11 protein-coding genes and 1 tRNA gene are annotated in these 12609 nt (G+C 71.5%); 4 read left to right on the top strand and 8 right to left on the bottom strand.

Annotated features, from left to right (window positions below):
* The first annotated feature begins 98 nt into the window (after positions 1 to 98).
* The 3 genes from ACQUS7_RS10415 (at position 99) to ACQUS7_RS10425 (ending at position 5269) form a co-directional block, all read left to right on the top strand.
* Positions 99 to 2873 (top strand): ATP-dependent helicase, encoded by a 2775-nt coding sequence (locus ACQUS7_RS10415; protein ID WP_435146836.1) that lies wholly within the window; start codon positions 99 to 101, stop codon positions 2871 to 2873.
* Positions 2874 to 2972: 99 nt separating this feature from the next.
* Positions 2973 to 3440 carry a PH domain-containing protein gene (locus tag ACQUS7_RS10420; protein WP_435146838.1) on the top strand — a complete coding sequence of 156 codons (468 nt, stop codon included), beginning with the start codon at positions 2973 to 2975 and terminating at the stop codon, positions 3438 to 3440.
* Positions 3437 to 5269 (top strand): PH domain-containing protein, encoded by a 1833-nt coding sequence (locus tag ACQUS7_RS10425; RefSeq protein WP_435146840.1) that lies wholly within the window; start codon positions 3437 to 3439, stop codon positions 5267 to 5269. The genes ACQUS7_RS10420 and ACQUS7_RS10425 overlap by 4 nt, the downstream gene beginning before the upstream one ends.
* Here the strand turns inward: ACQUS7_RS10425 and ACQUS7_RS10430 are convergent.
* Positions 5266 to 8010 carry an AAA domain-containing protein gene (locus ACQUS7_RS10430; RefSeq protein WP_435146842.1) on the bottom strand — a complete coding sequence of 915 codons (2745 nt, stop codon included), beginning with the start codon at positions 8008 to 8010 and terminating at the stop codon, positions 5266 to 5268. The two genes, ACQUS7_RS10425 and ACQUS7_RS10430, sit on opposite strands and share 4 nt — an antisense overlap.
* Positions 8011 to 8137: 127 nt before the next feature.
* Between ACQUS7_RS10430 and ACQUS7_RS10435 the strand changes: the two genes are divergently transcribed.
* A complete protein-coding gene (locus ACQUS7_RS10435) occupies positions 8138 to 8818 on the top strand; it encodes a hypothetical protein (protein ID WP_435129275.1) in 681 nt (226 codons plus the stop codon).
* A 43-nt stretch (positions 8819 to 8861) separates the two neighbouring features.
* On the opposite strand, the gene ACQUS7_RS10440 is transcribed toward ACQUS7_RS10435, so the two are convergent.
* The 7 genes from ACQUS7_RS10440 to ACQUS7_RS10470 form a co-directional block, all read right to left on the bottom strand.
* The gene (locus ACQUS7_RS10440; protein WP_435146844.1) at positions 8862 to 9314 is read right to left on the bottom strand and encodes a UPF0179 family protein; all 453 of its coding nucleotides are present in this window, start codon (positions 9312 to 9314) and stop codon (positions 8862 to 8864) included.
* Positions 9315 to 9608: 294 nt separating this feature from the next.
* Complete coding sequence (locus ACQUS7_RS10445) at positions 9609 to 10025, bottom strand: DUF5820 family protein (protein ID WP_435146846.1); 417 nt, start codon at positions 10023 to 10025, stop codon at positions 9609 to 9611.
* Between the two features lie 50 nt (positions 10026 to 10075).
* On the bottom strand, positions 10076 to 10495 hold the full coding sequence (locus tag ACQUS7_RS10450; RefSeq protein ID WP_435146848.1) for a disulfide bond formation protein B: 420 nt from the start codon (positions 10493 to 10495) through the stop codon (positions 10076 to 10078).
* A 31-nt stretch (positions 10496 to 10526) separates the two neighbouring features.
* A complete protein-coding gene (locus ACQUS7_RS10455; protein WP_435146850.1) occupies positions 10527 to 10694 on the bottom strand; it encodes a hypothetical protein in 168 nt (55 codons plus the stop codon).
* A gap of 78 nt (positions 10695 to 10772) precedes the next feature.
* A tRNA-Glu gene (locus tag ACQUS7_RS10460) sits at positions 10773 to 10847 on the bottom strand.
* Positions 10848 to 10910: 63 nt separating this feature from the next.
* A complete protein-coding gene (fen, locus tag ACQUS7_RS10465) occupies positions 10911 to 11888 on the bottom strand; it encodes a flap endonuclease-1 (RefSeq protein ID WP_435146852.1) in 978 nt (325 codons plus the stop codon).
* A 51-nt stretch (positions 11889 to 11939) separates the two neighbouring features.
* A complete protein-coding gene (locus ACQUS7_RS10470; protein WP_435146854.1) occupies positions 11940 to 12569 on the bottom strand; it encodes a GNAT family N-acetyltransferase in 630 nt (209 codons plus the stop codon).
* Positions 12570 to 12609: the final 40 nt, after the last annotated feature.

Consider the following 12609-nt stretch of genomic DNA (forward strand, 5'->3'; position numbering starts at 1 on the left):
CAGCGGCTCCGCGGCCGCCGCCGAAATGGGTGACGATTCCACCGCCGACCGCCGCCGGCGACACAACCCACTTACCTGTTCGCGCCCTGCCTCGGACAATGACTGGTCGGGAACTGCTCGCCGCCGGGGACGAGCAGTACGGCTTCGACCCGGACTCGGTCGACATCGCCGACGAGGACGTCCTGCGCCGGCTGGAGCCGGCGGTCCGCGAGTGGTGGGTCGAGCAGTTCGGCGAGTACGTCCCGGCGAACGGCGGCTTCTTCACGCCGCCTCAGCGGGAGGCGATTCCGCTCATCGACGACGGCACGAACAGCCTCGTGTGCGCGCCGACCGGCTCCGGGAAGACGCTCGCGAGCTTCACCGCCATCCTGAACGACCTGTTCCGGCGCGAACGCGACGGCGACGGCCTCGACAACGAAGTGTACTGCCTGTACGTCTCGCCGCTGAAGTCGCTCGCGAACGACATCGCGCGGAACCTCGAAGCGCCGCTCGACGGCATCGCGGAGCGGCTCGCCGACCGCGGCCACGACACGGACCTGCGGCAGGCGATTCGACACGGCGACACCGGCGACTACGAGCGCCAGCGGATGCTGGAGGAGACGCCGCACATCCTGAACACGACGCCGGAGACGCTCGCCATCCTGCTGAACTCCCCGAAGTTCCGCGAGAAGCTCCGGAGCGTCGAGTACGTCGTCGTCGACGAGATTCACTCGCTCGCCGCGAACAAACGCGGCACCCACCTGTCCGTGTCGCTCGAACGGCTCGAACGGCTCTGTGAGCGGTCGCCGACCCGCGTCGGGTGTTCGGCGACCGTCGAGCCGCTCGACGCGATGGCGGAGTTCCTCGTCGGCACCGTCCCGGACGGCGACGGCGGCCGCGAGCCCCGCGAGTACGAACTGGTCGACACCCGGTTCGTCCGCGAGTTCGACCTGCGGCTGGAGTGCCCGACGGACGACCTCATCGCGACGCCGCGCGGCGTCGTCCGCGAGCGGTTCCACGACCGACTCCACGAACTCGTGCAGTCGCACGAGAACACGCTCGTGTTCACGAACACCCGGTCCGGCGCCGAGCGCGTGCTCGCGACGCTCCGCGACCGGTACGACGCCTACGACGAGTCGAACTCGGGCTGTCACCACGGCTCCATGTCGAAGGAGACCCGCGAGGACGTCGAGGAGAAACTGAAGTCCGGCGACGTCGACGTCGTCACCTCCTCGACGTCGCTGGAACTCGGCATCGACATGCCGCACCTCGACCTCGTCGTACAGGTCGGATCGCCGAAGTCGGTGGCGTCGCTGCTCCAGCGCGTCGGCCGCGCCGGCCACCAGCTCGGCGAAACCGTCGAGGGCCGCGTCGTCGCGCTCGACCGCGACGAACTCGTCGAGTGCGCCGTGATGCTCGACCAGGCGGAACGCGGGTTCGTCGACCGCGTGTTCGTCCCGGAGAACGCCCACGACGTCGCCGCCCAGCACGTCTACGGCATGGCCATCAACGCCGTCCGGCGGGAGGCGGACGTCCTGGAGACGCTCCGGTCGGCGTACCCGTACCGGAATTACGGCGACGACGACTGGGAGCGGCTGATGCAGTACCTTACCGCCGGCTACGCCGGCATGGAGGACCGCAGCGTCTACGCGAAAATCTGGCGCGACACCAACGACCCGCCGAGCGGCGAGCACCACTACGAGGAGTTCCCGGTCGGCGAGCCGCTCGTCGGGAAGCGCGGCCGGCTCGCCCGCGTCATCTACATGACGAACCTCGGCACCATCCCGGACTCGTTCACCTGCGACGTGCTGCTCCGCGGCACCGACGACTGGGTCGGCCAGTTGGACGAGGACTACCTCGACACGCTCGACGCCGGCGACGTCTTCCAGCTCGGCGGCGCCACCTACGAGTACCGGTACCGCCGCGGGTCGAAGGTGTACGTCGACCACAGCGCCGACCGGCCGACGGTGCCGTCGTGGTACTCGGAGCGCCTCCCGCTGAGCTACGACCTCGGCCGGAAGGTGCTGGCGTTCCAGCGCGACCTCCTGGAGCGGCTGGACGACGGCGGCACCGCGGCCGCGCGGCGCTGGCTCCGGCGCTTCCCGCTCGACGAGAACTCGGTGCGCGCCATCACGCGGATGTACGACGAGCAGCGCCGGTACGCCGGCGCGGACTCGGTGTCGACGCCGACGCGGCTCGTCGTCGAGGCGGAGCGGGACCGCGAGGAGTACCAGCGGCGCTACTACGTCCACAGCAACTACGGCCGGCAGTTCAACGACGGCCTGTCGCGGCTCGTCGCGTACCGCTGCGCGCAGCGCGCCACCGCGAACGTGAACGTCGCCGTCGCTGACAACGGCTTCACCGTGACGATGCCGCTGAACCGAAAAGTCGACGTCGCCGGCGTCATCCGCGACCTCGACCCGGACGCCGTCACCGCCGAGCTGCGCGCCGCCCTCGACGGCACAGACCTGCTGAAACGCTACTTCCGCATCAACGCCACGCGGTCGCTGATGATACTGAAACGCTACAAGGGACACGAGAAGTCCGCCGCCCAACAGCAGGTGTCCTCGGAGATGCTGCTGTCGTTCGCGCAGGGCCTCGACGAGTTCGCCGTGATGGAGGAGACGTACCGGGAACTCACCGAGGACAAACTGAACGTCGCCGGCATCCGCGAGGTCCTCCGCGGGGTGCAGGCCGGCGACGTCGAGGTCGTCCAGCGCGACGTGGAGTCGCCGTCTCCGCGGGCGTTCGGGCTGGCGACGCTGCTCGCCAGCGACGTCGTGCTCGCCGACGACGAGTCGGCGGTGCTCCAGGAGTTCCACAGCCGCGTCCACGACGCCCTCGACGACGACGTCGACGCGGAGCCGCTGACCGAGGCGGACTCAGACGACTGAGCGGCGACCCAATACGGAACGGCCGGGACCGCGACACAGCACGGAACGGCCGAGGCCGCGACCCCGCACGGTTTTGTCCCCCGAGTAACACCGGGCCGTATGGAGACGCTTCATCCCCGCGTCAGGCTCGTCTGGGCTGTCGGCGCCGTCGTCGCCGCCGCGGTCGTCGGCGTCGCGGCGGCGGTCGTCGGCCGACTCGACCTCCCGGTTCCGCCGTGGCTCCCCGCGGCGCTCACAGTACTCGCGGTCGTCGTCGCCGTCGGCGGCGTCGCGCTCGCCGTGCTTCGCTACCGCGTGTGGCGCTTCGAGGTCCGCGACGACTCGCTGTACCTCGTCCGCGGCGTCCTGACGCGGACGGACACGTCGGTGCCGTTCGTCCGCGTTCAGCACGTCGACACGCGCCGCGGCCCGGTCGAGCGCGCCGTCGGCCTCGCGTCGGTCGTCGTCTACACGGCCGGGACCCGCGGCGCCGACATCACGGTGCCGGGGCTCACGCCGGAGCGCGCCGCCGACCTCCGCGAACGGCTCCGCGACCTCGCGACCGAGAGCGAGTTCGACGCCGTATGACCGGAGCCGCAGACGCCGACGACGGATTCAGCCGGCTGCACCCGCTCTCCGGGGCGACGTGGGCGGTCAGCAGCGCCGTCCAGGTCGGCTCGTTCGGCTTCTTCGTCGGGGCGATGCTGTCGGGCGTCGCGGACTTCCCGATTTCGCTGGTGTTCGTCCTCGGGCCGCTCGGCGTCCTCGCCGGCGCGGGGTGGGCGGTCGCGCGCTGGTTCCGGTTCGAGTACCGGCTCGGCGAGACGCACCTCGTCGTCAACTCCGGCGTCGTCAGCCGGCAGGAACGCGAGATTCCGCTGCGACGCATCCAGAACGTCGACGTCTCCCGGTCGGTCGTCCAGCGCGTGCTCGGACTGGCGACCGTGAAGTTCGAGACGGCGGGCGGCGGCAGCACCGAGGCGACGCTGAACGCCGTCGGCGCCGACGACGCCGAGTGGCTCCGCGAGCAGGTCGGCATCCGCGCCAGCCGCGACCGCGACGGCCGGCGGAGCGACCGCGGCGCCGCAGCGGAGCGGGACTCCGAGCCGCTCGGAGGCGGTGCCGCGGGCGGCGGAGCGGGCGCCGAGTCCGAGGGACGGAGGCGGGAGACGCTGTACGAGCTGTCGACCCGGGAGCTGCTGGTGTTGAGCGCCGTGTCGTTCCGGCCCGGCGCGCTCGCGGCGCCGTTCCTCGGCGCCGGCGTGTTCGACGACGTGTTCGTCGGCCTGCTCCAGTCGCTGCTGCGGGCGGTCGGCCTCCCGGTGGAGCCGGGGACGGCGGAGATTCCGACGCTGTCGCCGGTCGTGCTCGGCGTCACCGTCGTCACCGGCGTCGCGCTGGTCGCGGCGACGACGTGGGTCGCCAGCGCGGCGCTCACCATGATTCGGTACTACGACTTCCGGCTGGAGCGCGTCGGCGACGAACTCCGGTACGAGCGCGGCCTGCTCGGCCGGTACAGCGGCACCGTCCCGCTCGACAAGCTCCAGACCGTCACGGTCGCCGAGAACGTCGCGATGCGCCGGCTCGGCTACGCGAGCCTCACCGTCGAGACGGCCGGCTACGCCCCCGGAGCGGAAAGCGGCGGCGCGGGCGGCGCCGAGACGACGGTGCCGCTGGCGGCCCGCGACCGCGTGTACGAACTCGCCCGCGACGTCCACCCGTTCGGCGAGCCGTCGTTCGAGCGGCCGCCGACCCGCGCCCGGCGGCGCTACACGGGCCGATACGTCCTGCTGACGCTCGCCGTCACCGCGGCGGTCGTCGTCGCCGACGCGGTCCTCCCGGTGGTGGCGCTCGGCCCGGCGGCGTTCGCCCCGCTCGTCGGCCTCGCGCTCGCGCCGGTCGCGGCGCGGCTCAAACACCGCCACCGCGGCCACGACGAACTCCCTGAGGGGTTCGTCACCCGGAGCGGCTTCTGGCGGCGCGCCACCCGCGTCGTCCCGTACTACCGGCTCCAGACCGTGTTCGTCACCCGGACCGTCTTCCAGCGGCGCTTCGAAATCGCGTCCGTCACCGGCGACACCGCCAGCACCGCGAGCCTGCTCGGCGGCGACGCGACGGCGCACGACGTCGACGCGGACGCGGCGGACGCGCTCCGTGAATCCCTGCTCAACCGGCTCGACGCGGACCTCGCCGAGCGCCGGGACCGCCGCAGAAGCAGGGCGGTGGCGGACGAGGCGGAAGAATCAGACCGCGGAAGCGACTCGGGCGGCGGGGCGGACCGCGGCAGCAACGCCGACGGCAACGCTGACGCAGACGCCGGCGGTGACACCGATGCCGATACCGACGCGGACGCCGGCGCAGACACCGACGCGGGCGCCGACGCGGCGGACGACTCGGGGTTCGAGTTCGGCGGCTAGCGTCGCGCCCACTCCAGCATCCGGCCGTAGAACGGCTCGGACGCGAGGGCGTCGGCGTCGCCGACGAGACACAGCGCCTTCTTCGCTCGCGTCAGCGCGACGTTGACGCGGCGGTAGTCGTCGAATATCGGCGACTCCATGTCGTCGGTGGCGACGAACGAGACGACGATGACCTCCTCGCTCGACCCCTGGAACCGGTCGACGGTGTCGACGGTGACGTCGGTCCGCCGGCCGATTTCGGCGACCTGCGCGCGGAACGGCGCGATGACGCCGACGTCGTCCGGGTCGACGCCGGCGGCGACGTAGCTGTCGACGATTTCGGCGACCCGTTCGGCCTCGCGCGGATTCGCGTTGCCGTCGCGGCTGCCGTCCGGGTCGACGAAGCTCACCGGCTCGCGGAGTTCGGCGGGGAGGTCGGCGACGTCGACGCCGAGGTCCGCGAGCGTCTGCCCGGCGACGTCGGGCGTCGCCGGCCGCAGGTCGCCGCCGTAGAACTCCGCGGAGCTGAACGACTGAATCCGCTGGCTCATCCGGTACTGCCGGTCGAGCATCACGCCGGCGTCCGGGTTCTGCTCGATGAGCCGCTGGAACAGCGACGTCGACAGGTCGGCGCGGCCGTCCGACCCCTCGGCGCCGGCGGAGCGGGCGGCGGCGTCGCCGGCGCGGTCCGTGGGGTCGACAGCGTCGCTGCCGGCGTCGTCGTGGTCGGCCTGGACGACCGGCGGGAGCTGCTGGTGGTCGCCGACCAGCACGAACCGGTCGGCGAGGTTCGTCGCGGCGAGCGTCGACGGCTCGGTGAGCTGTGACGCCTCGTCGACGACGGCGACGTCGAACGACTGCTCGCGGAGTTCCCGCGAGCCGCAGGCCGCCGTCGTCGCCGCGACCACCGGGGCGGACGACAGCGCCGCGGCGCGGTCGTTCGGCTCGCCGCGTTTCACCAGCCGGACGTCCTGCATGTCGCCGCGGACGCCGTTTTCGGTGCCGACGCGCACCACGTCGTCGAACCCCTGGTCGCGGAGCGCTTCGAGGGCGTTGTCGACGGCGCGGTTCGTGAACGCCGACAGCAGCACGCGGTCGCCGCGGGCCGCCAGCGCCCGGATGATGCGGGCGATGGTGTACGTCTTGCCGGTGCCGGGCGGGCCGTGGACGAGCGCGAAGTCGTCGGCGTTGACGGCGCGGTTCACCGCGCGGTTCTGCGCGTCGTTGTTGCCGATGTACTCGCGGTGCTCGTCGCGGAACTCGGGGTCGCGCCGGCCGAACAGGACGTCCTTCCGGTCGGGGCTGCCCTTCAGGACGGCGTCGTGGAGCGCGGTCAGCATCCGGTCGACCGATATCTCGGACGGGTAGACGTCGAGCCGTCGGAGTTCGACCGGCTCGTCGGTTTCGACGACGACGGTCTCGCCGAGTTCGCGGATGCGGCCGAGTTCGGCGTGGCCCGACACCGGGTCGCCGTCGGAGGCGAGCGCGACGTCGCCCTCGCGGAGCTTCGAGACGGTTTCGGGGTCTTTGCGGGCCGTGAGCCGCCACTTCCCGCCCGGCAGTTCCGTCTGGTCGACCGGGTCGAGGTCGACGAGCGCGCGGTCGGCGGCGGCGCGTTCGTCCGGCGTCTGCTCCCAGAGCTTGCGGTACTCGGCGTGGGTCGCGCGCCGTTCGGCCTCGATAGCGCGGTAGAATCGGTCGAAGTAGTCGCGCTCCTCGTCGGGGAGCGGCGTCCCGACCTGGCCGGCCTTCGACTCCTGGTCGAGGCGGCCGGAGACGACCATGCAGGTGTCCTGTTCGAAGCAGTACTCGCAGGTCGCGTCGGCCTCGAACCCGGTCGGGACGGAGACGTCGAACTCCATCGCCGCGATTTCGTTGCGGGTGCGCACCACGAAGTCGAGCAGTCCCTTGCCGACCGAGAACTCCTTCGCCGGCGAGAGGTCGCCGGTGGCCTCAGACCGGTCGAGCGCAGTGTTCTTCGTGTACAGCAGCGTCCCGGTGTCGGCGTCGACGCCGCGTTCGCGGAGCAGCAGCGCGTAGCACGCCGCCTGAATCTTGTCCTGGAACCGCGGGTCGCGGTTCGTGTTCTTCCCGGTCTTCAGCTCGACCGGCATCCCGCGGCGGAGCGCGTCGGCGCGGCCCTTCACGCCGAACGTCGGCGAGATGAGCGTGTACTCCGAGCGCCAGTCGTCCTCCTCGGGCGTCAGCGTCCCCTGGTTCAGCCAGCCCTCGATGGCGGCGGCGTTCCGGCGGACCTCGTCGCGGACCTCGTCGCGCTCCCGGCCGAGCAGCCCGAGTTCGAGGCCGGCGTCGGCGACGCGGTCGTCGATGGACTGTTCGAGGTCGACGCCGCGCAGCAGGTCGCCGAACACCTCGTGGACGATGGTCCCCTTCACGACCGGGTAGTTCAGCGGGACGCCGGACAGCTTGTTCAGGTAGTACATCCGCGGGCACTGCACCCACGATCGGACGTCGGTCACGTCGACGAGGAAGTCCGGCTCCAGCACCACGTAACTCCCCTTCGACGTCGTGTAGCCGACGTCGCCGCCGTAGTCGTCGCGCTCCGCGTCCGTGACGAGCAGCTCCATCCCCGGCTCGGCGTGCTCGGCGGTGTGCGTCCACTTCCCCCACAGCGTCACCGTCACGGGGTCGTCCGCGCCGCCGTTCGGCCGCACCGTGAGCTCGGTCACCTCGCGGTCGCCGTACGTCGTGTCCACCGACCGGACGTCGCCCACTTCGAGAATCGGTCCGCGAACGTTCACTACCCTATCCGGGTCGCTGCGGGCGAAAAACGGTGTCGGTACCCGAGCCGCCGCGGCGGCAATCAGGGCGTCTCTCCGCCCCGTCGGCTCCGGTGGAGTTTAGCCGCGGGCGGTTCGACGGCGAGTGATGGAGTACTTCGCGGTCGCCGTTCGCTGGCTCGACCTGGTCGACGACGGCCTCGCCGGGAAGCACCGGGCGCTGTGCGGCTACGTCGCGCCGGCGTGCCGGGCGGCCGAGTCGGACGGCGACATCGACCGGTGGATGCACTCGTACTGGGACGCGAGCGGCCGGTTCGACGCGCCGACGCTCCGGGTCGTCGTGGGCGTCGACGGCGACCCGGCTGCCGGCGCCGCCGCGGTGGCGGACGCGCTGGACGCGGTCGGCGTGCCCGCGGAGTCGTTCGACGTCGACGAGGCGTACGACGCCGAGCGGCTCCGGCGGTTCTGGGGCGACCGCGTCGACGACTGGACCGCCGCGAAGGCCGCGCTGTCCGGGCTCGCGGTCGACGCCGTCGAGGGGCAGCTCGGCGAGTCGTACGCGTTCCACCGCACCGTGAACCGGCCGGGACACGTCTGGGCGAACATGCTCGGCTGCACGTACCTCGACGAGGCGGCGATGTACGTCGCGCTCGCCCGCGGCTACCTGCGGCTGTTGAACCACGGCGACGGGCCGAGCGGCGGCCCGGTCGCGCAGGCGCTCGCCGACCTCGACGAGGCGGCCGCGCGGCTCCCTGACCCGATGCGGGAACTCGACACGACCGAACTCGGCTCCGCGAACGCCAGCGGGACGCGGACGCCGCGGCGCTGACACGCCACCGGCTCGTCGGCGCCACGCGGCCCGCCGGGCAGAATTAGTCGTCGGCGCCGGGCTCGATTTCGACCATCGTCAGGTCGCGGTCGAGCGCGCAGACGTCGTGCGGCGGGTCGCCGTGCACCTCGTCGATGCGGTACTCCATGTCGAAGTCGGCACCGAGCGGGACGCAGTACTCGTGGCTCGGGCACTCCACGTGCGGACACGGCCCTGCGAGACTGGTTTTGCTGCCGGCGTACGCGCCCTTCGACGGGACGTTCACCGTCACCGACGCCGGCTCCACCTCGACGGCACGCACCCCCTCGTCGTGCACCGCGCAGTCGAGCAGCTGCGTGTTCTCGCGAACCCCGGTCACCTCGTACCGGCGCCCCTCCGCGAGATTCAGACACTGCCCCCGGTACGGACAGCCCGCGCAGGCGTCCGACTCGCCGCCGTAGACGAACTCCGTCCCCTCCTCGGCGAGCCGCGACCCGATGAGCGTGACCGTCGTCATGCGCGTTGCTTCCCGCGGCCCGCGGTTACGCTTTTCGGGGCGATTCGACGACGTTCTTCTCGTCGGGACTCGACCGGGTTCGACGAGCGGAGAGCAGCGTGAGCACCGCGAACAGTCGCGCGGACCGCAGAGTCAGTACGACGACCGCGAAAGCCCCCTCGCGCTCGCGGGCTGCGACCGCACTGCGCGCCTCGCGCTCGCTGCGCTCGCGCTGCGGTGCTCGGGCGGTCTCGCTCCGCGAGCGCTCGGCCCCTTTCAGTCCCGCCTGAGGCTCGGCCGGGTGGTCGCCGAGAGTCAGGCGTCGGCGTCAGGGTCGGGGTCGGGGTCGCGGCCGGTGAGGTCGTCGAGTTCGGCGAAGTAGTCCTCGCGCGGCACCTGGTAGACGGCGCGGTAGTCGACGTCGCCGGCGGCGAACCGGGCGGCGACGTCGACGGCGGCGTCGACGGCGGCGTCGCGGTCGTCGTACGTCGTCGACTCGGCCTCGATTTCGGGCTCCAAGAACAGGGTGACGTGCCACTCGTCGGTGCGGTACTGGCCGGCGCCGGGCCGCTGGTTCCGCGCGCCGTTCGTCAGGTAGATGGTCGGGAGACACGGCGCCGGATACTGCTCGGAGTCGAAGACGTCCGGCCGGTAGACGAGGATGCTGCGGCCGTCGTCGTCGTCGGTCCACACGCGCCAGCCGTCGGGCAGGTCGGCGTCCGCGAAGCTCATACCGGCCGTTGGCCGCCGACGGACAAAGACCGCTCGCTTGCCTGGCCGGGCTACGCCGACCGGACGTCGCGCCGCGCGAGCGACGCCAGAAGCACCGTGACGAGGACGAACGCGACGAGCGAGAGCCGCGGAATCGTGAGCAGGCCGCCGAGCATCGGGTACAGAATCGCGGTGCAGCCGTGCGCGCCGGAGCAGGTCCCGCCGGTCGACGGCGCGATCTGGATGTAGGTGTGGTAGCCGGCGACGACGACGCCGAGCGAACTCAGCGGCAGCGCCGTCCGCCACACGTCGCTTCGGCCGTCCGCGGCCGCGACGCCGATGACGACGACGAGCGGATACATCAGGATTCGCTGGTACCAACAGAGCGTACACGGAATCAGCCCGAGCACCTCGCTGAAGTACAGGCTTCCGGCCGTCGCGACGGCGGCGACGGCCGCGGCGGCCGCGAGCATCCGGTTCGACCCGTCCATGTCCGTACTGGGCCGGCACCGAACCAAGAAGCTACTGGGACCGCGGCGGCCCGCCGGCCGCGACGCCGACGAGTCCCGCGAGAAGCCCGACGACGACGGCGAGCATCCCGACGTCGGCGAACAGCCCGGTGCTGTTCGTCGCGAGGAAGCCACCGAAAACCAGGACCAGCAGGCCGAGTTCGTACAGCCAGTTCGACATGGCTCGGCGTCGTCGGCCGGCGAGAAAACGGTTCGGATGCGCGGCTCGCCGGGGCTGTCGGTTCGGTCCGCGCGAGAATGCTCGGTCAGGGATTTGAACCCTGGTCGTCGGCTCGAAAGGCCAACATGATTGGCCGGACTACACCAACCGAGCGTACCTCATCGTATCCGGCGGGGTATGTTAATCCCATCGAATCGCGGCGGCCCCGTCGGGCGTTCACATCCAGTCGTCGAGCCCGGTCTGCGTCAGCGCGTCGTCGATTCGCTCGAAGCCGCGCTCGACCTCGTCGGCCGGCACCTCCCACTCGTCGGTGACGTACGCGCGGGCCGCCTCAACGTCTGGGGTCAGCGTCGTGTCGAACTCGTAGTCGTCGGTGACCGGCGGGTCGAAGAACAGGTCGCGGATGCGGTCGGCGTGCTCGATGTGCGCGTCGCGAGCGTCGAGCACCGCGAACAGGTCGCCGTGCTCCTTCACGGCGTCCAGCGCCGTCTTCGGGCCGACGCCGGAGACGCCTTCGTTGAAGTCCGTGCCGCACAGCATCGCGATGTCGACGAGCTGCTCGTAAGTGATGTCGTGGTCGTCGAGCGTCGCCTCCAGGTCCATCAGTTCGGGGTTCCCCTTCGAGGTGAGCTGGCGGAGCGTCAGCGGCCCGCCGAACAGCATTGTGTCGTAGTCCTCGCTGCCGGAGTAGTCGGCGTCGCCGACGCGGTTCATGTACGCGCACTGCGCTTCGCCCTCCGCTGGCGCCTCGACGACCGGGACGTCCAGCAGCCCGAGGAGTTCGCGGCTCGTCTCGTGGATGACGTCCGTGATTCGCTGCGTCCGCGCTTCGAGCCGCGCCGCCTCGACCGCGTCGCCGCGCTCCTCGGCCGCCTCCCGCTTCGCTTCTGCCTCCTCCTTCCGCTCGCGTCGCTGTTCGACCTCGGCGGACTTCAGTTCGGTGACGCCGCCGTCGAAGACGAACACCGGAACCAGGTCGTGTTCGAAGAACTTCGGCAGCCCCTGGACGAGCCCGACGAGGTTCGCGACCTCCTCGCCCTCGCTCGTCGTGTAGACGGACTCGTTCGTGAACTTCACCGTCGTCGTCAGGTACCGGTAGAGCCAGTTGTGCGCGTCCACCGCGACGACGCCGGAGACGTCGTCGAACGACACCTCCTCGATGTGCGCCAGCGACCGGAGGTCAGCGTTTCCCATTACGTCACCGTTGGGCGCTCCGCGATTTCAAACCCCCGTGTCGGCGCCGACTCACCGACTCGGCGGTTCGCCACCTTGTCGGCTCGACCGGTCCGCGTCGCCGACCGCCGGCGGCCCGGCGCCGAGTTTCCGGTCGACGAATCCGCGTTCGTCGTCGCCGACGTCGTCGCGGCCGCGGAACTCGCGGAGGCCGGCGCGGTACCGCTCCGGGTCGACGGCCGCGGGGGCGTCGGCGGGGCGTTCGAGCACCAGTTCGGCGAGGCCGGTGTCGCGGCCGGTCCACGCGAACCCGGCTTTGTGGAGCGCCTCGTACGAGTAGGCGTTGTTGACGCCGATGCGGACCGTCCGGTAGCCGCGGTCGGCGGCGCGGTCGGCGACGAATCTGCACAGCGCCGCGCCGACCCCGTCGCCGCGGCGGTCCGCGCGGACCGTGACGTACCGAATCCAGAGCGCCGCGTCGTCGGTCCGGTCGTCGTTGAACGCCGCCGCGCCGACCGGGTCGACGTACTCCGTCTTCGGCCGCTCGGGGACCGGGAACCGTCCGTCGTCGAGGGAGTCGGGGTCCGCGGCGACGGCTTTCCCGGTCGAGGTCATCACGAACTTCCCGGCGTAGGCGAACCGCTCGTGGTTCAGCCGGAGCGGGACGCCGTCGGCGGGCCAGCCGAGCAGCCGATACTCCATGCGCCACCTCGGCCGCCGAGCCGTATGAGCACCACGGCTT

It is taken from the genome of Halobaculum sp. P14, from assembly GCF_051195155.1.
GTDB lineage: Archaea > Halobacteriota > Halobacteria > Halobacteriales > Haloferacaceae > JBNTKA01.

Bases quoted from the DNA above. Each gene is read 5' to 3' on its own strand.
- ACQUS7_RS10415 (WP_435146836.1), top strand. From the start codon at position 99: ATGACTGGTCGGGAACTGCTCGCCGCCGGGGACGAGCAGTACGGCTTC.
- ACQUS7_RS10420 (WP_435146838.1), top strand. From the start codon at position 2,973: ATGGAGACGCTTCATCCCCGCGTCAGGCTCGTCTGGGCTGTCGGCGCC.
- ACQUS7_RS10425 (WP_435146840.1), top strand. From the start codon at position 3,437: ATGACCGGAGCCGCAGACGCCGACGACGGATTCAGCCGGCTGCACCCG.
- ACQUS7_RS10435 (WP_435129275.1), top strand. From the start codon at position 8,138: ATGGAGTACTTCGCGGTCGCCGTTCGCTGGCTCGACCTGGTCGACGAC.
- ACQUS7_RS10440 (WP_435146844.1), bottom strand. From the start codon at position 9,314: ATGACGACGGTCACGCTCATCGGGTCGCGGCTCGCCGAGGAGGGGACG.
- ACQUS7_RS10445 (WP_435146846.1), bottom strand. From the start codon at position 10,025: ATGAGCTTCGCGGACGCCGACCTGCCCGACGGCTGGCGCGTGTGGACC.
- ACQUS7_RS10450 (WP_435146848.1), bottom strand. From the start codon at position 10,495: ATGGACGGGTCGAACCGGATGCTCGCGGCCGCCGCGGCCGTCGCCGCC.
- ACQUS7_RS10455 (WP_435146850.1), bottom strand. From the start codon at position 10,694: ATGTCGAACTGGCTGTACGAACTCGGCCTGCTGGTCCTGGTTTTCGGT.
- fen (WP_435146852.1), bottom strand. From the start codon at position 11,888: ATGGGAAACGCTGACCTCCGGTCGCTGGCGCACATCGAGGAGGTGTCG.
- ACQUS7_RS10470 (WP_435146854.1), bottom strand. From the start codon at position 12,569: ATGGAGTATCGGCTGCTCGGCTGGCCCGCCGACGGCGTCCCGCTCCGG.